The organism is Aeromicrobium sp., assembly GCF_032084975.1.
Classification (GTDB): Bacteria; Actinomycetota; Actinomycetes; order Propionibacteriales; family Nocardioidaceae; genus Aeromicrobium.
In genome coordinates this window covers 1-19225 of the sequence record NZ_DAMDLR010000052.1, presented here as the reverse complement: position 1 = coordinate 19225, position 19225 = coordinate 1, and the positions used below count along the sequence as shown (strand labels likewise).

At 71.3% G+C, this 19225-nt stretch carries 26 protein-coding genes and 1 pseudogene; 10 read left to right on the top strand and 17 right to left on the bottom strand.

Annotated elements, in window-relative coordinates; translation table 11 throughout:
* Both RT323_RS12135 and RT323_RS12130 read left to right on the top strand, forming a co-directional pair.
* A partial coding sequence (locus RT323_RS12135; protein WP_313408737.1) for a hypothetical protein occupies positions 1-1061 on the top strand: 1061 nt, incomplete at its 5' end.
* Between the two features lie 31 nt (positions 1062-1092).
* The gene (locus tag RT323_RS12130) at positions 1093-2457 is read left to right on the top strand and encodes an NAD(P)-binding protein (RefSeq protein WP_313408735.1); all 1365 of its coding nucleotides are present in this window, start codon (positions 1093-1095) and stop codon (positions 2455-2457) included.
* Positions 2458-2466: 9 nt separating this feature from the next.
* Here RT323_RS12130 and RT323_RS12125 read toward each other — a convergent pair whose 3' ends face one another.
* Positions 2467-3036, bottom strand: coding sequence for an NADPH-dependent FMN reductase (locus RT323_RS12125; protein WP_313408732.1), 570 nt, complete (start codon positions 3034-3036; stop codon positions 2467-2469).
* 150 nt (positions 3037-3186) lie between these two features.
* Positions 3187-4338 carry a DUF6544 family protein gene (locus RT323_RS12120; protein WP_313408729.1) on the bottom strand — a complete coding sequence of 384 codons (1152 nt, stop codon included), beginning with the start codon at positions 4336-4338 and terminating at the stop codon, positions 3187-3189.
* Between the two features lie 136 nt (positions 4339-4474).
* Between RT323_RS12120 and RT323_RS12115 the strand changes: the two genes are divergently transcribed.
* The 3 genes from RT323_RS12115 to RT323_RS12105 all read left to right on the top strand — a co-directional run bounded on the left by RT323_RS12115 (position 4475) and on the right by RT323_RS12105 (position 6011).
* Positions 4475-5311, top strand: a complete 837-nt coding sequence (locus RT323_RS12115) for a sigma-70 family RNA polymerase sigma factor (protein WP_313408727.1) — start codon at positions 4475-4477, stop codon at positions 5309-5311.
* Positions 5312-5373: 62 nt separating this feature from the next.
* Complete coding sequence (locus RT323_RS12110; RefSeq protein ID WP_313408724.1) at positions 5374-5610, top strand: DUF1059 domain-containing protein; 237 nt, start codon at positions 5374-5376, stop codon at positions 5608-5610.
* 53 nt (positions 5611-5663) lie between these two features.
* Positions 5664-6011 (top strand): YciI family protein, encoded by a 348-nt coding sequence (locus RT323_RS12105; protein WP_313408722.1) that lies wholly within the window; start codon positions 5664-5666, stop codon positions 6009-6011.
* A 77-nt stretch (positions 6012-6088) separates the two neighbouring features.
* Here RT323_RS12105 and RT323_RS12100 read toward each other — a convergent pair whose 3' ends face one another.
* From RT323_RS12100 to RT323_RS12090, 3 genes are read right to left on the bottom strand one after another with little or no spacing between them, the layout of a single operon-like run.
* Positions 6089-6496 (bottom strand): hypothetical protein, encoded by a 408-nt coding sequence (locus tag RT323_RS12100; protein ID WP_313408720.1) that lies wholly within the window; start codon positions 6494-6496, stop codon positions 6089-6091.
* Positions 6451-6864: a hypothetical protein gene (locus RT323_RS12095; protein ID WP_313408717.1), complete on the bottom strand. Its 414-nt coding sequence runs from the start codon at positions 6862-6864 to the stop codon at positions 6451-6453. The genes RT323_RS12100 and RT323_RS12095 overlap by 46 nt, the downstream gene beginning before the upstream one ends.
* Before the next feature lie 33 nt (positions 6865-6897).
* On the bottom strand, positions 6898-7725 hold the full coding sequence (locus tag RT323_RS12090; protein ID WP_313408716.1) for an alpha/beta hydrolase: 828 nt from the start codon (positions 7723-7725) through the stop codon (positions 6898-6900).
* Positions 7726-7842: 117 nt separating this feature from the next.
* On the opposite strand from RT323_RS12090, the gene RT323_RS12085 reads away from it, so the two are divergent.
* Together RT323_RS12085 and RT323_RS12080 are read left to right on the top strand one after the other, a co-directional pair.
* Positions 7843-8310 carry a hypothetical protein gene (locus RT323_RS12085; RefSeq protein WP_313408715.1) on the top strand — a complete coding sequence of 156 codons (468 nt, stop codon included), beginning with the start codon at positions 7843-7845 and terminating at the stop codon, positions 8308-8310.
* Positions 8307-9362, top strand: coding sequence for a tocopherol cyclase family protein (locus RT323_RS12080; RefSeq protein WP_313408712.1), 1056 nt, complete (start codon positions 8307-8309; stop codon positions 9360-9362). The genes RT323_RS12085 and RT323_RS12080 overlap by 4 nt, the downstream gene beginning before the upstream one ends.
* Before the next feature lie 6 nt (positions 9363-9368).
* Here the strand turns inward: RT323_RS12080 and RT323_RS12075 are convergent, their stop codons facing one another.
* The 3 genes from RT323_RS12075 to RT323_RS12065 form a co-directional block, all read right to left on the bottom strand.
* Positions 9369-9965 (bottom strand): malonic semialdehyde reductase, encoded by a 597-nt coding sequence (locus RT323_RS12075; protein ID WP_313408709.1) that lies wholly within the window; start codon positions 9963-9965, stop codon positions 9369-9371.
* Between the two features lie 71 nt (positions 9966-10036).
* Positions 10037-10333 carry a DUF2277 domain-containing protein gene (locus RT323_RS12070; RefSeq protein ID WP_313408706.1) on the bottom strand — a complete coding sequence of 99 codons (297 nt, stop codon included), beginning with the start codon at positions 10331-10333 and terminating at the stop codon, positions 10037-10039.
* 47 nt (positions 10334-10380) lie between these two features.
* Positions 10381-10782: a VOC family protein gene (locus tag RT323_RS12065; RefSeq protein WP_313408703.1), complete on the bottom strand. Its 402-nt coding sequence runs from the start codon at positions 10780-10782 to the stop codon at positions 10381-10383.
* An 89-nt stretch (positions 10783-10871) separates the two neighbouring features.
* Here RT323_RS12065 and RT323_RS12060 point away from each other — a divergent pair, with 89 nt between their 5' ends.
* The gene (locus tag RT323_RS12060; RefSeq protein ID WP_313408700.1) at positions 10872-11144 is read left to right on the top strand and encodes a zf-TFIIB domain-containing protein; all 273 of its coding nucleotides are present in this window, start codon (positions 10872-10874) and stop codon (positions 11142-11144) included.
* Between the two features lie 49 nt (positions 11145-11193).
* Here the strand turns inward: RT323_RS12060 and RT323_RS12055 are convergent, their stop codons facing one another.
* Positions 11194-11583, bottom strand: coding sequence for a helix-turn-helix domain-containing protein (locus RT323_RS12055; protein ID WP_313408698.1), 390 nt, complete (start codon positions 11581-11583; stop codon positions 11194-11196).
* A gap of 78 nt (positions 11584-11661) precedes the next feature.
* Between RT323_RS12055 and RT323_RS12050 the strand changes: the two genes are divergently transcribed.
* Positions 11662-12069 carry a RidA family protein gene (locus RT323_RS12050; RefSeq protein WP_313408696.1) on the top strand — a complete coding sequence of 136 codons (408 nt, stop codon included), beginning with the start codon at positions 11662-11664 and terminating at the stop codon, positions 12067-12069.
* Between the two features lie 24 nt (positions 12070-12093).
* Here the strand turns inward: RT323_RS12050 and RT323_RS12045 are convergent, their stop codons facing one another.
* Positions 12094-13008, bottom strand: a complete 915-nt coding sequence (locus tag RT323_RS12045) for a PfkB family carbohydrate kinase (RefSeq protein ID WP_313408694.1) — start codon at positions 13006-13008, stop codon at positions 12094-12096.
* Between the two features lie 116 nt (positions 13009-13124).
* On the opposite strand from RT323_RS12045, the gene RT323_RS12040 reads away from it, so the two are divergent.
* Complete coding sequence (locus RT323_RS12040; RefSeq protein ID WP_313408691.1) at positions 13125-13868, top strand: SDR family NAD(P)-dependent oxidoreductase; 744 nt, start codon at positions 13125-13127, stop codon at positions 13866-13868.
* Between the two features lie 10 nt (positions 13869-13878).
* Here RT323_RS12040 and RT323_RS12035 read toward each other — a convergent pair whose 3' ends face one another.
* The 7 genes and pseudogenes from RT323_RS12035 to RT323_RS12005 all read right to left on the bottom strand — a co-directional run.
* On the bottom strand, positions 13879-14691 hold the full coding sequence (locus RT323_RS12035) for an ATP-binding cassette domain-containing protein (protein WP_313408688.1): 813 nt from the start codon (positions 14689-14691) through the stop codon (positions 13879-13881).
* A complete protein-coding gene (locus RT323_RS12030) occupies positions 14688-15686 on the bottom strand; it encodes an iron chelate uptake ABC transporter family permease subunit (RefSeq protein WP_313408686.1) in 999 nt (332 codons plus the stop codon). Before RT323_RS12030 ends, RT323_RS12035 begins: the two co-directional genes overlap by 4 nt.
* The gene (locus RT323_RS12025; RefSeq protein WP_313408684.1) at positions 15679-16635 is read right to left on the bottom strand and encodes an iron chelate uptake ABC transporter family permease subunit; all 957 of its coding nucleotides are present in this window, start codon (positions 16633-16635) and stop codon (positions 15679-15681) included. Before RT323_RS12025 ends, RT323_RS12030 begins: the two co-directional genes overlap by 8 nt.
* 2 nt (positions 16636-16637) lie before the next feature.
* On the bottom strand, positions 16638-17600 hold the full coding sequence (locus RT323_RS12020; protein ID WP_313408681.1) for a siderophore ABC transporter substrate-binding protein: 963 nt from the start codon (positions 17598-17600) through the stop codon (positions 16638-16640).
* 94 nt (positions 17601-17694) lie between these two features.
* Positions 17695-18108 (bottom strand): nitroreductase/quinone reductase family protein, encoded by a 414-nt coding sequence (locus RT323_RS12015; protein WP_313408679.1) that lies wholly within the window; start codon positions 18106-18108, stop codon positions 17695-17697.
* An 8-nt stretch (positions 18109-18116) separates the two neighbouring features.
* Complete coding sequence (locus tag RT323_RS12010) at positions 18117-18893, bottom strand: PIG-L deacetylase family protein (protein WP_313408678.1); 777 nt, start codon at positions 18891-18893, stop codon at positions 18117-18119.
* Positions 18894-18966: 73 nt separating this feature from the next.
* A pseudogene (locus RT323_RS12005) lies at positions 18967-19225 on the bottom strand (threonine/serine dehydratase); the annotation flags it as partial.

Sequence of the window (19225 nt, the reverse complement as noted above, 5' to 3'; positions counted from 1 at the left end):
CGCTCGCCGCGCCGCTCGGGTGGGCCGCGGAACGAGCCGGCGCGGGCCCCCGGACGGTCAGCACCGCCACCGGGACGGTCATCGGTGCGCTCGGCCTGCGGCCCCAGAAGGTCGTCATGGGCCCGGTCGTCGGAGCCGGGATCGGCCACGTCCTGCATCGCGCGGGAGTGTCGGGAGCGCTGGCCGCGGCCGTGACCGTGGTGGCCCAGCGGAGCCTCTCGGCGCTGGTCTTCCGCGATCCCCAGGTGAGCCTGCTCGCCGAGCGTGCGCGGACCGCCGACCTGCCGTTCGTGGTTCCGCGGCCCTCGCGATCGGGATTCGTCGGGACCGATTACGTCCGGGCGCTCGCCGACGAGCTGGGCGCCGCGTACACCGCGGACCATCCCGACACCGGCATCGTCGCCTCGCTGGACGACCTGGCCGGGCCCGAGCTCGACCCCGCCCGGGTCGATCCGCTGGTCCGGGAGTTCTACGAGCACACCACCCGGTTCGCGCTCGACATCGTCCCGCGGTGGCGAGCATGGGTCCGCCCGGGCTACCTGCTCTACCGGGCCGCGATCGCGCGCCCGCTGGGCCAGGCCAGCATGCCGATGAACCAGCGTGAGGCCCAGCGCGGGATCCGCAGTCGCATCGACACGATCTCGGGTGTGGACGGCACCGTCTCGGTGCGCGGCTGGATCCGGTCGTTCGCCGACGACGAGGAGCCGATCATGCTCGGCATCTACACGACCTACGCCCACGAGGGCACGGGCTACGTCAGTGTCGGGTTCCCGCTCCCCGAGGGCAGCTTCACCGCGACCCTGCGTCCTCGGCATCGACCCGACGGCGGCCTGACCCTCACCAGCCGTGTCGACGACGGCCACGCCGGGCACTACCTCTCCTACGTCGACACGGCGGCAGACGAGCTGACGACCCTGGCCGTTCCCGGCTTCGAGGAGCAGCTCGACGTCTTCGTCCGGGACGGGACGCTGCGCGCCGAGCACGCCTTCCGGCTCTTCGGCCTCGGCTTCCTCACCCTCGACTACCGCATCACCCGCAAAGCCATCACGACCGACCATTGACCCTCGCCCGGACCGGGTCCAGCGTGGAGGGGTGACCACCGTGCTGGACGTGGACCACCTGGTCGTGGGCGCGGGCGCCATGGGCATGGCCTTCGCCGACGCCGTGGTCGAGCACGCCGACGTGCGTGTCGCGCTCGTCGACCGGCGTCACGCACCCGGCGGCCACTGGCTCGACGCGTACCCCTTCGTCCGGCTGCACCAGGCGTCCTCGTTCTACGGCGTCGCGTCGACGCTGCTCGGGACCGGGCAGCGTCAGCAGGACGGGCCCGAGCAGGGCCTGCACGAGCGAGCGACCCAGGCTCAGATCTGCGCGTACTACGAAGCCGTCCTCGACGCGCTGCTGCACACCGGTCGCGTCGAGTTCCTGCCCGCCTGCGAGTACGCCGGGGATCGCACCGTCGTCTCGCTGGTCTCGGGCGAGCGATTCACGGTGCCCGAGCGATGCCGCATCGTCGACGCGCACTACCTCGCGCCCAGCATCCCGTCCGGTACCCCGCCTCCCTTCGAGGTCGAGACCGGCGCCAACGTGGTGCCGGTCAACGACCTCGCACGGTTGCGGGAGGCGCCGCGCGAGTACGTCGTCGCCGGCGCCGGCAAGACCGCCACGGACGCCTGCATCTGGCTCCTGGGCCACGGAGTGGACCCCGATCGGATCACGTGGGTGCGCCCGCGGGACCCGTGGATGTTCGACCGGGCCGTGATCCAACCGGATCCGGCCGTCTTCGTGGGCATGGTCGCGGACCTCATGGAGTCGGCCCGGCACGCCACCTCGGCGGAGGATCTCTTCCTGCGCCTGGAGGCGGCCGGAGTCCTGCTGCGGATCGACCGTGAGGTGATGCCCACCATGGCGAAGGCGCCCACCCTCGCGCGGTGGGAGCTCGAGCAGCTGCGCACGATCGAGCACGTGGTCCGGCTCGGGCACCTGGACTCGGTCGGGCCGGGCCGGCTCACCCTGACGGCCGGCTCGGTGGCGGTGAGCCACGATGCGCTGGTCGTCCACTGCGCAGCGTCCGGCCTCAAGTACCCGCCCCTGGTCCCCGTGTGGAGTCAGGACGCGATCACGCTGCAGCCGATCAGGGCGGGCTTCCCGTGCTTCGGTGCCGCGCTCGTGGGCTACGTCGAGGCGACCCGCGACGACGAAGCCCAGAAGAACGCACTGTGCGCACCGACGCCCTACGGCGACTCCCTGACCCAGTGGATCCGGATGACCGTCCTGGGCAGCCGCTCGGCAGCGGCGGCGACGTCGGCCGACGACGTCCGGCGGTGGGCGAGCCGGGTCGCGCTCAACCCGGTGAGCGTTCCCGCGGGGTACGCGTCCGACGCACTGGACGACGCGCGCCAGCGGCTCGCGACGCACGCCGGTCCCGGCATGGAGCGGTTGACACGACTGTGCTGAGCGCCGGCGTCACGAGCGCGGCAGCACCGTCAGCACCCGCTCGATGTGGTCGCCGAACTCCTGCATGAAGTCACCCAGGAACGAAGCCGTCGAGTCGTCGTTGACCTCGCCGCCGGTGCTGAAGAGGCCGGGCGTCGCCGTGATGTAGGCCTCGGGCGCGGTCATCTGCCGCGCGTTGCAGAAGCTCAGCACCGCGCGCAGGCTCTGCTGTCCGACCGCGGTGCCGATGGCGCCGGGCGACGCGCCGATCACGGCCGCCGGCATGTGGTCGAACGAGTTCTGGCCCCAGGGCCGCGACGCCCAGTCGATCGCGTTCTTGAGAGCTCCGGGGATGGATCGGTTGTACTCCGGGGTCACGAACAGGACGGCGTCGGACGCCGCGATCGCATCCTTGAGCGCCTGCGGCGCGGGCGGGTACCTCGTGTCGTGGTCGGGGCTGTAGAGGGGCAGGTTGCCGATCGTCAGCTCGGTGAACTCGAGGTTCTTCGGAGCGAGGCGGATCAGCGCTCGGCTCAGCACGCGGTTGATGGACGTCGAGGAGAGGCTGCCGACGAAGTAGCCGACCTGGTACGTGCTCATGGTTCCTCCTGTGGATGGAAGCGAGAGCGTGCAGCTCGTCCCGCGCGGCGCCTTCCTGCAGGTTCGCACACCTCAGGGCCGCCGACATCCCTGCAGGTCGGCGCGAGGTCGACCGATCGCTCGGTGGCCACGGCCTGACGACGTGCCGCCTCAGACGCTCGTCCGCTCGCGCCCGACGGACTCACGGACCCGCACGTCCGTGGGATTGTCGACGATCACGTCGAACTCCATCTCGATGTACGTGAACCAGCCGTCGCCGTCGCGCCAGCGGGCGGACCCGGACAGCGCCCGGGATCCCTGACGGGTCCGCAGGCGCGGCGACGGCGTCGACCACTCCTGTGCCGTGACGGTCGAGCCGTCCATCGAGGCACGGGGGCGGTCGTTCGAGACGAAGTCGACGAGGTTGTGATGGGCGTCGAAGACGAGCTCGGCCGTCACCGTCTGCGGGCCGTTGGCGTAGACGCCGCGCACCCGATGGTCGTCCAGCTGCGTCCACGTGACCGGGGCGCCGGGGATCGCGCCGGGCGCCAGGACCACGAGGTCGTTGAACACGGTGACGGTCTCGCCGCGATCCATGTCGGGGCCGGACGCGTCCAGCACGGTGTGCACCGACAGGAGCTTGCCGCGCATGCTCGCGTGCCCGCCCACGTACCGGTGCAGGATGGAGACCGGTATCCCGGAGCGCGTCGCGTCCATGACGAACCACCGCTGCGGATCGGGTCCGAATGTGCTCAGTTGCCGGCCCGTGAAGGGCAGCCACGGCTCGTTCCGATCACCTCGGATGCGTCCGCGGAACTGCGCCTCGATGCTCTCTGGACGTGGCCGTCCCACGGCGCGCGAGCGACGGACGTAGGCGGCCAGCGGCTGGGGCAGGCCGTCGAGGTCGTCCTCCGTCACGAGCGGCGGTGCGCTGCTCACGGTGGACAACGCCGCCTTGGCGCCCGTGGCCCACTGGGCGTGGAAGCTGCCCGGCCCGCGGGACGCCAGCGTGTAGCCCGCGGCGAGCAGGAGCGCGATGTTGGCCAGGGTCCCCGTGCTGGCCTCGCTCCACGACAGGAGGATCACCACCTGCGAGACGGCCACCCCGGCGAAGGCGGTCGCCCACCAGATCGTGTAGCCCCCGGCGGCCAGCAGCGCGGTGACCAGCAAAAGCACCGCGGCGGCGAGCCACAGCCCCGCGTCGTCGCCGGGCCCGAGCGCCGGATCCTCGATCCAGCCGAACCGCACGGCCGCCGCCATCAGGTGAATCAGGCCGTGCACGGTCGCCAGCGCGACCACGCCCCATCGGAGAAGAGTCGGCATCGACCACCACCCCCACCTCCCACTGTGCTCCTGTTCGAGGGTCGCGGGGAAGTAAACGATGGTTACCGCCCGGGGCGGTCACACTTCCCTGCTCGCGGTCGTCAACCCAGCGACGAACCCGTGGAAAGGTGAACCCGTGGACCAGACAGCCCAGTTCGAAGCAGAGCGGCCGCGCCTCGTCGCGATCGCGACGCGCATCCTCGGCGACCACGCCGAGGCGCAGGACATCGTGCAGCAGGCGTGGTTGCGGTTGCACGGGACGCAGGCCCGGATCGAGAGCCTGCCCGCCTGGCTCACGACGGTGACGACGCGGCTGTGCCTCGACCGGCTCAAGTCCCGCACCCCGTTCCCCGTGGACGAGGTCGACCCGGGCGAGACGACGGGCGACCCGGCCGATGAGATCGCGTTGGCCGACACCGTCGGGGCGGCCCTGCACGTCGTGCTGGACCGACTGTCACCACGCGAGCGGATCGCGTTCGTCCTGCACGACAGCTTCGGCTTCGAGTTCCCGACCATCGCGGCCGTCCTCGACACGTCGCCCGTCGCGGCACGCAAGCTCGCGTCCCGGGCCCGCGCCAAGGTCACCCAACCGCAGCCCGAGGACCGGCTCGCGGACTGGGAGGTCGTCGACGCGTTCATGGCCGCCGCCAGGAACGGCAAGTTCGAGCGGCTGCTCCAGTTGCTCGCTCCCGACGCCACCGTCACCGCCGACGAGGCCGCGATCGCCATCGGCACGCCGAGCCGCATCGACGGTCGCGGCGAGGTGGCGGCGTTCTTCAACGGCAGCGCCCACGCCGCCCTGCCCGTCTTCGTCGGCGAGCGGCCCGGCACCGCGTGGTTCCACCTCGGCGCCGCGAAGGTGGTCTTCGACTTCACGGTCGAGGACGGCGTGGTCAGCGCGATCACGTTCCGCGCCGACCCCGAGACCCTCGAGCAGGTGTCGCGCCGCGACGGCGCAGAGCGTCGCGGCTGATGTCACACTCCCGACTTCCCCGTCGTCAACAGGACAAGAACCCCTCGAGAAGGAGAAGGACCATGAAGACGATGACCTGCCGCGACCTCGGTGGACCGTGCGACCTCGCCCACCGAGGCGAGACCGCCGACGACGTCATCAACGCCCAGGACAAGCACCTCAAGGCGGCCGAGAAGGCCGGCGACACCGCGCACCAGCCGGCGCGCGACGACATGAAGGGCCGCTGGCGCCACCCGAAGAAGTCGCTCGGTTGGTACCGGGACATGCAGAAGAAGTTCGCAGACCTTCCCGAGGACTGACCGACTGTCGCATGATGGCGGGGTGGGCGGTTGCCCACCGGACGGAGGTCCCGATGGCGAAGTTCATGATCTCGTTCGTCGAGGGCGCGATGAGCGTCACCGACGAGGAGCTGGACGAGGTGACCTCCTCCGCCCACGCCGTCGTCGACGACGCCAAGCAGGCGGGCGTCTGGGTCGGCGGCGGCGGACTGCGCCATCACACGGAGGCTGCCACGGTGTCGGTCGACGGAGAGATCGTCGAGCGCCGCGCCGAGCTTCCCGGTCCCCACGTCGCCGGCTTCGCGGTCGTCGACGTCGAGTCCCGGGCCGATGCGCTCGAATGGGCTCGCCGGTTCTCCAAGGCGTGTCACTGCACCATGGAGGTCCGCGAGTTCCTGCCCGAGAACCGCTACGAGTCGTAGCCGGACCGACGTCGGACCCGGCGACGCAGGTCGCTTGCCCCGCCGGATCGACACCAGCGGTTCGCACGGCGCCTCGCTCAGACGGTGCTGGCCGACTCCATGGTCAGCGCGAGAGTGCCCAGCTCTGCTCGTCGAGCGCGTCCCGCGGTTGAGGCCGAGACGAGTCCGCGCTGCTCGAGATCGTCGATGGCCGCGGCCAGGTCCGCCCGGATCGCCTCACGCTCGGACTCGTCGAGTCCGGCGACTCGGCCGCGACGTGCGCTGAGCTCGTCGAGGTCCTCGAACGACGTCGTCGTCGAGACCAGGTGCCAGAACCTGACGGCCACCAGCACCAGCGCGAAGGCGCTCGAGACCACGGTGACGATCACAACGGGGATGATCCATTGGTCCCACGTCTGCACTGCGCCGTCCCGGCCTTCGCTCCGGATCCGGACGGCGGTCATCGTGCCGAGGACCGACGCGAGGAGCGCGAATCCGAAGTACATGCCGTGGATCGGCCTCCCTGCCGGAACCACGCGCCGATCGTCGCCAGCAGGACGACGAGCGCGCAGACGTAGAAGGCACCGGCGACCGGGATCGTGTCGTGCGGGTTCGCATGCAACGGGTACGACGAGAACCGACTGCCGCGCTCGGCCACCGCGATGAATCCCCAGATCGGCGACCCGAACACCACAGCGGCGAGAACCAGGGCCAGCACCGCGAACCACCATTCACGCCGTGCGGGAGTTCGCTTGCTCTTCCGCTGCACGCCGGTGAGGACCTCCGGGTGCGCCGCGAACGCGTCTCGCTCCAACCGGTCCCAGCGCACCGTCGAGCCGGGCTGCACCTGACGGGCCCTGTCCTCTGCGCTCACGGGTTGCTCCTCGGGTCGGCTCGCCGCCCGATCCTAGGGGAGCGAGTGCGCCAGCCTCAGGACCGCATCGGCGACCGGCGCCCCGAACATCACGGCGTCGTTGTGGTCGGCGGTCAGCACCACCCGCTCGGACAGCACCTTGGCCTCGTCCGCGACGCGCGCGCTGAGCTCGGTCGGCACGACCGTGTCCCGGTCGCCGTAGACGATCGTGACGGGCACGTCGCTGGCGGTCAGGTGCTCCAGGACCGGGAAGCGGTCCCGCAGCAGCACGCGCACGGGCAGCCACGGGTAGTGGTGGGCGCCGACGTCGGCCAGCTCGGTGAACGGCGAGCGCAGCACCAACCCCGCGGGCGGTGTCCGGGCCTGGAGCGCGGCGACCACGCCGGACCCGATGGACTCGCCGAAGTAGATCGTCCGCTCGGGCGGATACCCGAGGTCGCGCAGCGCCTCCACGGCCGCGTCCGCATCGGCGGCCAGCCCCTCCTCCCCCGGCGTGCCGGGGTTGCCGCCGTAGCCGCGGTAGTCCATCAGCAGGACCGCCAGGCCGCGGTCGCTCAGGGCTCGGGCGAAGCTGGCCCGGCCGGTCCGGTTGCCGCCGTTCCCCGGTGCCACCAGGACCGCCATGCCGGTGTCCGGTCCCGCCGCGGGCACGAACCAGGCGCCCAGCTCCAGTCCGTCCGCGGTCCGGAGCGTGACGTCGCGCGCTCCCTCCGCGACCTCGGCGGCCGCGGGCACCGGCTCGGGGTCCGGGAAGTAGATCAGTCGACGCTGCAGCGCCCACAGCACGGCCATCACCGTCCCCACCACCAGCAGCACGACGAGCAGACCCCGGATGAGCCTGCGGCTCCTCGGACTGGTCATCCTCCATGCTCCCGACAGTGCGGGCATCCGGCAAGACGGAGGTTCCGCCCGACCGGCAGGGCGTGCGACGATCCGGGGACACATCGACGAGGGGTTCGGAGCGTGCCGGTGAGGACCGTGGACAACTGGGTCGACGTCCCCGCCGACGCCGCTGACGTGTGGGATCGCGTCGTCACCCCCGACGGCATCAACCACGAGATGCGGCCGTGGATGACGATGAGCCTGCCGCGGCACGCGGCCGGGCTGACGGTCGAGACGATCCCCCTCGGCCGTCCCGTGGGCCGGGCATGGCTCCGCCTGCTCGGCGTCATCCCCTTCGACTTCGACCACTTGATGCTCGTCGAGCTGGAGCATGGCCGACGGTTCCTGGAGCGCTCGACGATGCTGAGCATGCGCCGGTGGGAGCACGAGCGGACGCTGACCCCCGTCGGCGGCGGCACCCGCGTGCACGACCGCGTCACCTTCGAGCCCCGGGTGCCGATCCCCGGCCTGGCCTCCGTCCTCGGACGGGTCATCGACGCCTTCTTCCGGCACCGCCAGCGCAGGCTGCGGGACCACTTCGGCTCTGGGACAGTACGAGGATGACGACGCTCCTGAGTCGCGCACTCGGCTCGATGCGGCACGCCTACCGGGCCAGTGGCGCGGACCGTCCGTTCGGCGATCCGCTGCGCGCGCACGACGTCGCGATGGAGGGCTACTTCTGGCGGTTCACCGATCCCGCGACGGGCCGTGTGCTGATCGCGCTCGACGGGGTGAACCGGGCAGCCGACGGATCATGGTCGACGCTCGGTGTCGCCGCCCATCCGAACGGATTCCTGCGCACTGCCGTGCATCCCGAGGGGCATGCCGACGAGGACCGGTTGGGCGTGGTCTCCGGGATCGCCTTCCGCGGCTCCCCCGACCGCCTGCACGTCGACCTCGGGCCCGACGCCCGCATCGACGTCGAGGTCACCGACCCGGCGCCGTGGCCGCGCCGCGGCTTCGGCGGCTCGAGTGTCTTCCAGTCGGTCCCGGGACTCAACCAGTACTGGCACCCGTGGCTGCTCGGCGGCTCGGCACGCGGCGAGGCCGTCGTCGGGACGCAGACGTGGGAGCTCGACGGCTGGCAGGTCTACGCCGAGAAGAACTGGGGCAAGGGCGGGTTCCCCGACTCGTGGTGGTGGGGTCAGGCCCAGGGATTCGCGGACCCGTCGGTGTGCGTCGCCTTCGCCGGCGGCGAGGTCAGCGCCGGGCCACTGCGCACCACGGTCACGGCGGTCGTGGTGCGACTGCCGGACGGTCACGTGGTCCGGCTCGGCGACCCGGTCGTCTCCCCCGTGAGCGCCGAGGTCACCGACGAGCGTTGGTCGCTGCACGGCCGCAGCGCCCGGTGGCGGGTCGACATCGAGGGAACCGGCGACCTCGCCGGCGCTCACGTGCTGCCGGTCCCGCTGCCCCTCGAGCGACGGAACGTCCCCGGCGCCATCGAGCACCTCGGCGCCCGGATGGCCGTCACGGTCCGCCACCGGGGCACGGTCGTCTGGCACGGCGAGTCCACGGTGGCAGCTCTCGAGCACGGCGGAATCGACCGTGCCCGCGCCGAGGTGACTCGACGCGGGCACGGCGAGGACGCGGTGGACGCGCCCCCGATGCGCTGAGGATGCTCAGAGCGTGGAGACGACCTGCTCGTGCTCGAGGCGCGGCAGCCGGTCGAACCAGGCGTTCTCGCCCGGGTGGCCGATGTTCACGATGACCATCGTCCGGTAGCCGGTGCCGGCCAGCAGGTCCTCGTCGATGCCCGCGGCGTCGAAGCCGGTCATGGGGCCGGCGGCCAGGCCGGCCGCGCGCACGCCCATCACGAAGTAGCCGATCTGCAGGCCGGCGTTGAGGCGAGCCATCGCCTCGCGGGCCTGCGCGTCCGGGAACCAGTCCTTGGCACCCTCGGCGTGCGGGAAGACCTGCGGGAGGTGCTCGTTGAAGTTCGTGTCGGCCGCCAGGATCGCGACGAGCGGAGCGGTGCCGGTCTTGTCGCGGTTGCCGTCGGACATGTGCTTCAGCAGGCGCGCGCGAGCGTCGTCGCTACGGACCAGGATGACGCGCAGCGGCTGCGAGTTCATCGCGGTGGGCCCGTACTTGACCAGGTCCTGGATCGCCTCGACCTGCTCGTCCGTCACCGGCTCGTCGGTGAAGGTGTTCGCGGTGCGCGCCTGGCGGAACAGCAGGTCCTGGGCTTCGGAGGACAACTGGAGAAGAGTGCTCATACCTGTTCAAACGTCACGCCAGCCCCACGTGCATCCCCTCCGGGCGGGTGTGAAGACTCACACGTCCAGCCCTATGCGGTCGCGGTCCTGTTGCGCACCTCGCGCTCCATGCGCTTCTCGTGACGCTCGCGGCCCTTGATCGCCTCCCGCTCGCGACTCTTCGGGGGCGCCTTCGTCACGAGGTCGTCGAGCAGGTGCCGGGTCGCGTGCGCGATCTCGTCGACCGCCCGGTCGAAGGCCTCGGCGTTGGCCTGCGAGGGCCGGGTCGACCCGCTGACCTTGCGCACGAACTGCAGCGCGGCCTCGCGGACCTCGTCGTCGGTCGTCGCCGGCTCGAAGTTGTGGAGCACACGGATGTTTCTGCACATGCTCCGACGGTAAGCCTTCCGCCCGTCGTCGGGCCACCATCGAAGGGTCATCCCCCGGACGAAGCCACCTCGGCCTCGGAGCGCAGGATGCAGAACTCGTTGCCCTCCGGGTCGGCCAGGACGACCCATCCCGTGCCCGGCCCGTACTTCCCCCGAAGGTCCGCCACCTCCCGCGCACCCATCGCGATCACCCGCTCGATCTCGGCGTCGCGATCGCCCGTGCGCGGTCGCAGGTCGAAGTGGAGGCGGTTCTTCACGGCCTTGCCCTCCGGAACCTCGATGAAGAGGATCTCGTGCCCGGAGTCCGCGTCGCGGATCGCGCATTCCTCGTCGCCCGGCTCGTTCGGATCGCCCTCGACGTCGACGTAGCCGAGCAGTCGCTTCCACCACTGCGAGAGCTCGAAGGCGTTGGCGCAGTCGACCGAGGTGTGGGACACGAAGGAGGTCATGTCGGCAGGCTCCCAGCGATCGGCCGAGCCGGCAACGCCTGAGGGCCCGGGTCCTACGCTGGGCGCAGTTGCCCAGCCGAGGAGGACCCATGAAGTGCCCGAACGATGCGACGACTCTGGTGATGAGCGAGCGCTCCGGCGTGGAGATCGACTACTGCCCCGAGTGCCGCGGCGTGTGGCTCGACCGGGGCGAACTCGACAAGATCCTCGAGCGCGCCGAGGCCGACGTGACCCGCTCGGTCGCTCCGCCCGCCGCGCCTCTCCGCGACTCGCGGCCCTCGTACGACGATCGCGACCGGCGCTACGACGACCGGTACCGCGGCAAGAAGAAGAGCCACTGGCTGGGCGAGCTGTTCGACTGACCGATCGACGGCCGGGGCGCATCGGGGACCGGAGCCGGGCCCTGGGACGTCAGTCGTCGAGCGCCTCGTCGTAGGCCAGTCGGGCACGCTCGATCGCAGGCATGTGGGTCGACGCCCAGGCGAGCAGGACATCGACCGGCTCGCGCATCGTCTTGCCCAGCGGCGTGATCCGGTACTCCACCGCCACCGGCCGCGAAGCGATGAGACGTCGCTCGATCACGCCGTTGCGCTCCAGGCGTCGCAAGGTCGAGGTCAACGACTTCTGCGTCACCGCCGGAATCGCCCGGCGCAGCTCGTTGAACCGGCACGGACGTTCGCACAGCTCGCTCATCACGCTGAGCGACCACTTGTCGAGGACCTGGTCGAGCAGCTCGCGGTGCGGTGCGGCGATGCCCAATTCGTCCTGGGCATCGGACGGGGCGCGTGGCGGGGTATCCATCGGGGAACCTGGTCTCGTTGAAGTGTCCTGAATCTACTTGGTATCAATCGTATACCAACTAATGCGAAGGGATTCTCCATGACCGTCCAGCTCCTCTCCCCTCCGGGCCTCGCCGAGGCCACGCCCTACCACCACGTGGCCGTCGGCTCCGGTTCGCGACATGTCCACGTGGCCGGCCAGGTCGGTGGCCATGCCGACGGCAGCCCACTGGCACCCAACCTCGCCGACCAGGTGGCGCAGGCCCTGCGCAACACGGGCCGCGCGCTCGACGGTGCCGGCGCGACGTTCACCGATGTCGTACGCCTGACGCTCTACGTCGCTCGATGGACGCCGGACCGGATGGACGAGCTGATGGACGGCGTGCAGCGGGTCGCGAAGGAGCTGCGCCTGCCCCTGCCCCTTCCGCCCGCGTCGCTGATCGGGGTCGAGGTGCTCTACGCGCCCGATGTGTTGGTCGAGATCGAGGCGACCGCGATCATCGACTGAGCTGCGAGACGGCCGGGCCCCGCGTCAGTCCGGGACGTCTGCGCCGCTCCAGGGCGGGTCCGCGCCGGGCCGCGAGACAGTGATGGTGGCGGCTCCGGCCGCGACCCGTCCGAGTTCTCGCAGCTCGTCGGCCGTGAACGAGCTCCGGCCGGTCCAGCCCCGCAGCAGGAGCTCCTTCAGGAGGGTCCCCATCCAGGTGTCGCCCGCGCCGATCGTGTCGACGACGTCGACGCGGGGCACGGGGACCTCCACCTGACGGTCGCCGGAGCGGAGCAGCGTCGACTCGCCTCCTCGCGTCAGCGCCACCAGTGCGGCACCGCGCCCGGCCAGGTCCTCCAGCACCGACAGCGGGTCGCCGGACCCTCCGGCCAGCGCTTGCGCGTCCTCGTCGCTCAGCTTCACGAACCGGCTGTGCGCGGCCAGGTCGAGGACCCGCTCACGCAGCAGGTCCGCCGGCGGCCCGAGCGCGGGCCGGACGTTCGGGTCGAACCCGACCGGCTGCCCCCGGTCGTGCGCGCGACGGGCGAGGTCGGCGACCACGGTGGACCCGGGGGTCATCCAGGCGCCGATCGAGCCCACGTGGACGACGTCGAAGTCCGCCGGATCGGGCAGCTGCTCGGGATCCCAGCGCAGGTCGAACTCGTACGTTGCCGCGCCGACGGCATCGAGCGTGGCGGTCGCTGAGCCGGTCGGGCCCGACGGTCCCGCGTTCGCGAGCGTGACGCCGCTGTCGCCGAGGTGGGCTCGGACGAGCTCCCCCAGCCGGTCCTCACCCAACTGGGTGGCCAGCGTGGTGTCGATGCCTTGGCGGGCCATGGTCACCGCGACGTTCAACGGCGAGCCGCCGGGGTGCTCGGCGACGGTCCCGTCGGGCCGGCGGGTGACGTCCACGAGCGCCTCGCCGACGACGAGGGCGCAGGGTGTCGACGCGGCTCTCACGATGCGAGCGTATTCCAGCCGGGCTCCGACCGGGTCGTCACGAGTGTCGGACCCGCGAAGCCGGCGATACCGTGGCGGGGTCAGACACGATCCTCCCCGGGACGGAAGGCGCGGCCATGCCTGCTCCTGCTCGATCGCTCAGCGACACCGTCATCGTCGTCTCCGGCGCGGGAGGCGGGATCGGCGGAGCCATCGCCCGCCTCGCCATCGAGGCCGGCGCGCGCGTCGTCGCCGGGGACCTGCGCGAGGACGCCCTCGCGGCGTTGCTGGCCGAGCACGACCAGGACCGGCTCGTGGTGGCGGCCGGCGACATGCGGCACGAAGCGACCGCGGACGCGCTCGTGGCGGCCGGGGTGGACGCCTTCGGGCGCGTGGACAGCGTCGTCGCGAACGCCGCCGTCGGCTTCTACGGAGGCGTCCTGGACGTCACCTCGGACGAGGTCGAGCTGATGGTCGACGTCAACGTGCTGGGCACGGCCTGGCTCGCGCGCTCGGCGGTCCGGCAGTTCCGGACCCAGGGTGACGGCGGCGACATCGTCATCATCGGCTCGGTGGCCGGACTGCTGATCGGTGGCGGTCAGGAGGCCGTCTACGCCGCGACCAAGGGTGCGCAGATCAACCTGGGCACCGCGCTCGACCGCGAGCTGCGGGACGAGGGCATCCGCACCACCGTGATCGCACCCGCCGGCGTCAACACGGCCTTCGCGGCGGCCGATGGCCGCTTCGGCGACAGCGCCCCTCAGGACGGTCCGTTCATGGAGCCGGCCGACATCGCCGGCGCCGTCCTGCACACGCTCGGCCAGCCGCGCCGCATGCGCACCGAGCTGTGGACCATGTGGAGCCTGGCCGAGAAGCACTGATTCCCGGGGCTCACCCGTAGTACGTGGCGATCCGCTGGCCGTCGATCTCGTGCACGCGGACGGGCAGGCCGTAGATCTCCTCGAGCAGGTCGGGCTGCATGATCTCGGCGGGCGAGCCGCACGCGGCCACCGCGCCGTCGCGCATCGCCACGATCGTGTCGGCGTAGCAGGACGCGACGTTGAGGTCGTGGACGACGACCACGACGGTGCGGCCCAGCTCGCGCGCGGCGTCGCGCAGGCGGCCCATCATCGAGACCGCGTGGCGCAGGTCGAGGTTGTTCAGCGGCTCGTCGAGCAGCACCACGTCGGTGTCCTGGCACAGCACCATCGCGACGAAGGCCCGCTGCCGCTGGCCGCCCGAGAGCTGGTCGAGGAACCGGTCGGCGAGGTCGCCCAGGTCGAGGTACTCCAGCGCCTTCTCGACGTGCACCAGGTCGTCGGCGGTCGGCCGTCCCTTGGAGTGCGGGTAGCGCCCGAACGTCACGAGGTCGCGCACCGTCAGACGGATGTCGAGGTGGTTCTCCTGGCGCAGCACCGCCATCCGCCTGGCCAGCTCGTCGCCGCGCGCGGTCGCCACGTCGAGTCCGGCGACGGTGACCCGCCCACCGTCGGCAGTGAGCAGCCGCCCGACGATCGAGAGCAGGGTGGACTTGCCGGCACCGTTCGGCCCGATCAGGGCGGTCACTCCCCCGAGCGGCAGGTCCAGATGGACGTCGTCGACGACCACGGTGCGGCCGTAGCGCTTCGTGACGCCCTCGGCGCGGATGCCCGGAGCGTCGATCCCGACGCAGGCCCCCAGATCGGTGACATCGGTCGTGGTCATGCGAGGTTCCTCCTGGCGCGGTGGATCAGCAGGGCGATGAAGGTGAGGCCGCCGACGAGCTCGATGACGACCGAGAGGGTCGTCGTCACCTCGAGCAGGCGCTCGAGCACGAACTGTCCGCCGACCAGGCAGACGACGGCGGACAGGCCGGCCATCGGCAGCACGACGGCGTGCCGGTGGGTGCCGGCCAGCTGGTAGGCGAGGTGGGCGACGAGCAACCCGAAGAAGGTGATCGGGCCGACGAGCGCGGTCGAGACGGAGACGAGGACGGCGACCAGCGCCAGCACCCGGGTGGTCTCGCGGCGGTGGTCGACGCCCAGGCTCGTGGCCGGACCGGCACCGAGCGCGAGGACGTCGTAGACCCGCAGCCGGCGGACCACCGCGACCGTCACGACGGCGACGACGACCGCGGTCGCCCAGACCAGGTCCTCGTCGACGGTGGTGAACGACGCGAACATCAGGTTCTGCAGCGTCTGGAACTCGCTGGGGTCGATGAGCCGTTGCAGGAAGGAGGCGATGCTGCGGAACAGGGTCGCGAAGACCATCCCGACCAGGATCAGCACGTGCAGCTCGTAGCGGCCCGAGGAGAAGAGCCAGCGGAACAGGGTCAGGGCGAACGCCAGCATGAGCAGTGTCTCGAGAGCGAACTGCAGTCGCGGGTCGGTGCCGTTGAGCAGCGAGGCCGAGAACGCGAAGACCACGACGGTCTGGACCAGGACGTAGAGCGCGTCGAAGCCCATCAGCGCCGGCGTCAGGATGCGGTTCCCGGTGACGGTCTGGAAGAGCACGGTCGACAACGCGATCGCCCACCCGACGAGCACGAGGGCGATCAGTCGACGCACCCGCAGCGGGACGACGAAGTCGGCGTAGCCGTGGGTGTCCGTGAGCAGGAATCCCGCGATCACCGCGAGGGCGAGCACGGCCGCTATCGCGACACGGGTCCACGGGGTGAGCCGCCGGATCGTGGGGCTCGGTGCCGGTGCGGTCTCAAGCACGGGGAGCCCTCCTCAGCAGGAGGTGGAGGAAGAACGCCGCACCCAGCACGCCCATGACGGTGCCGACCGGGATCTCGTAGGGGTACCGCACGAGGCGGCCGACGATGTCGCACGCGAGCACCAGGCCGGAGCCCAGCAGCGCCACCCACGGCAGGCCGCGCCGGGCGTTGTCGCCGACCATCGCGCTGACGACGTTGGGGACCACCAGGCCCAGGAACGGGATCACGCCGACGGTCACCACCACGACCGCGCTGACCACCGACACGATGCCCAGGCCGATCCCGACGACGGCACGGTGATCGAGGCCGGCGTTCGTCGAGAACGTCTCGCCCATCCCGGCGACGGTGAAGCGGTCGGCGGCCACGAACGCGATCACCACGAGGCCGGCCACCAGCCAGAGCAGCTCGTACCGGCCGCGCAGGACGCCGGAGAAGTCGCCGGTCATCCAGCTGTTGAGGGTCTGCAGGAGGTCGTGGTGGAAGGCCAGGAACGTCGTCATCGCGGCGATCACGCCGCCGAGCATGAGCCCGATCAGGGGCACGAGGATCGTCTCGCGCACGGGCATCAGTCGCACGACCCGCAGGAAGAGCCACGTGCCGGCCAGGGCGAAGAGGGCGGCGGTCCCCATCTTGGCCATGAGCGGCGCGCCGGGGGCGAGCAGCGTGATGACCACGAGTCCCAGCCCGGCCGCTTCGGTGGTGCCGACCGTCGACGGCTCGACGAAGCGGTTGCGCACCAGCAGCTGCATGAGCAGGCCGCAGACCGCGAGGGCGGCGCCGGCCAGCACCAGTGCGACGGTGCGCGGCACCCGCGAGACCCAGAGCACCTCCCACGAGACCTCGGCGACGCCCACCATCAGGCTGACGCCGGCGAGCACGAGGAGCCCGACGACCCCGCCGACCAGTGCGGTCGGCGGGGTCGTGCGGGCGGCGGTACGGGTGACCGTCATGGTCAGGCGATGCTCTTCTCGACCTCGTCGATCAGGGTGCCGAGGCTGGTGAGGCCGCCGACGACGATGTACCAGGCCTCGGCGTCGACGTAGGAGACCTTGTCGTTCTTCCAGGCGCTCGTCTTCTTGACCAGGGCGTTGTCGAGGATCTCCTCGGCGGACTTGCCCTCCTCGCCGATCGCGGCGTCGCGGTCGACGACGTAGAGCAGGTCGGGGTTCGCCTCGCGGATGAACTCGAACGAGACCGCCTCGCCGTGGCGCGACTCGGTGTCGCCCAGCTCGTCGGTGGCGGGCGTGACGCCGAAGACGTCGTGCACGAACCCGAAGCGCGAGTTGAGCGAGTACGCCGTGACCTCGCCGCCGCTGGTCAGCAGCACCAGGCCCTTGCCGGCGTCGCCCGACTTCGCCTTCACGGCGGCGATGCGCTCGTCGTACCCGGTCAGGATCTCCTCGGCGCGGTCCTCCTCGCCGAAGATCGTGGCCAGCGTCATGATGTTGTCGCGCGAGCTCTCGAGGTAGGCGGTCTCGTCGACCGACATGTCCAGGACCGGGACGCCGTCGAAGGTCTTCTCCAGGGAGTCGTGCATGGCCGCCGAGCGTCCGCCGACGATGATCAGGTCGGGCTCGGCCCGCGGGATCGCCTCGAGGTCGGGCTCGAAGAGGTCGCCCGCGGTGACGTACTCGTCGCCCTCGTACTTCCTCAGGTAGGACGGCGTGGCACCGCCCTTGGCCACTCCGGTGACCGCATCGACGCCGAGCGTGTCGAGCGTGTCGAGGACGCCCATGTCGAACACCACGACGCTCTTCGGGTCGAGCGGCACCTCCTCCTCGCCGAGAGCGTCGGTGACGGTGATCGTCTCGCCGTCACCACCACTGGCGGACTCGTCTCCGCTGCCGCAGGCGCTGAGCGCGAGACCGAGGAGGGGAAGGGTGAGGACAGCCACGAGGCCACGGGACAGGTGCATCTGTAGTCCATTCGAACTAGTCGGTTAGGGCAGCCTTACCGTAACTGGTCCTGCTGGACGGCGGCCCCAGGGGTCACCATGCGGACGCGCGGCACTACCGCCCGAGGTCGATGCGGATCGTCAGCAGACTCGTCCCCAGCGCCCGAACCGCAGCGCTGTTGCTCCGCGGCAGCTCTCGAAGACGGGCTCGTGGATCGTCCTCGGGCAGCAGGTGCGCGACTCCGCTGTGCCACTGCCCGCGCATCCGCAGCCGGACGTTCGGATCCGCGGCCAGGTTCTTGACGTACTGCGAGCGCAGGCCGTGCTCGGAGACCAGCCAGAAGGACTCGCCCACCAGTCGGCCACCCACCGGGGTGCGGCGCGGCTGCCCGGACGTCCTGCCGGTCGTCTCCAGCAGGACAGGCGCTCCCGGGACCCGGCCCGCGACCTGCCGGACGACGGGGTTGGCCACGTACCGCTGGAACGCGTCGACCACGGACTTCTTGCGCCGTTGTCGTGGCGTCGACACCTCGACGCCTACTCGCCGGCTCCGAGCCGCATCGCCTCGAGGGCGATCGGCGGCGGTGCGTGGAAGTCGAACGCGCGGAAGAGCACGGCATGGTCCACGCCCATCCGCCGTCCCTGCATGGCCGTGATGCCCGTGATCATCGGGCGCGGCGGCGGATGGCCCTCGATGCCGGCCAGGTACTGGCCGTGCGCCTCGAGCGACACGATCCCGCGCTCCAGCGGATCGCCGGTGACGTCGACGCCGTGCGTGGGCCTCCCGTCGCCGGACACCAGGAGCCACCGCGGCGACCACGGCTCCAGTCCCTCCTTGAGCAGCTCGGGGAAGACCCATCGGTTGCCGGCGTCGCGCAGGGCATCCAGCGCCGCCAGCCCGGCCACCCGGTGATCGGCCTGGTTCAGCCCGGCCACGAACTCGACGTCCCAGGACCCCACCAGCACGGCATCGGGCCGGAACCGGCGGATCGCCATGGCGATGTCCCGACGCATCCCCAGCGAGTACTCCAGCATCCCGTCGGGGTAGTCGAGGAAGTCCACCTGCGAGACCCCGACGACGTCGGAGGCCGCGATCTGCTCGCGCTGGCGCACCTCGGCCGTCTCCCTCGGAGGCAGCGCGTCCATGCCGGCCTCGCCGCGGGTCAGCAGCAGGTAGGCGACGTCCACACCCTCGCTCGTCCATCGCGCCACCGCCGCCGACGTGCCGTACTCGACGTCGTCGGGGTGGGCCACCACGCACAGGACGCGCTCGAAGGCGCCGGCCGGCAGGGGCGGGAGAAGATCTGGGCTCATCCTCGGAGACTACGCCCGGCCGAGGGCCCCCGGACAGCGTCAGCGGGGACGGGTGCGCGCCGCCGCCATCGCGTCACGCAGGCAGGGCCAGGGTCGCCGTGTCCGTGTTGGCGCCGCACACCACGACCGCGACTCGCTCGCCGTCCCGGGGCACGTACCGCCCGGAGTGCAGCGCCGCGTAGGCCGCTGCCGCGCCGTGCTCGGAGGGCACGCGGTACTCGTCCCACAGGGCGGCGCGCGCGGCGACGATCTCGTCGTCGGTGACCAGGACCGACACCGGCACCTCGGCTTCCACCGCAGCGAAGGCGAGGTCACCGAGCCGTCGAGCCCCG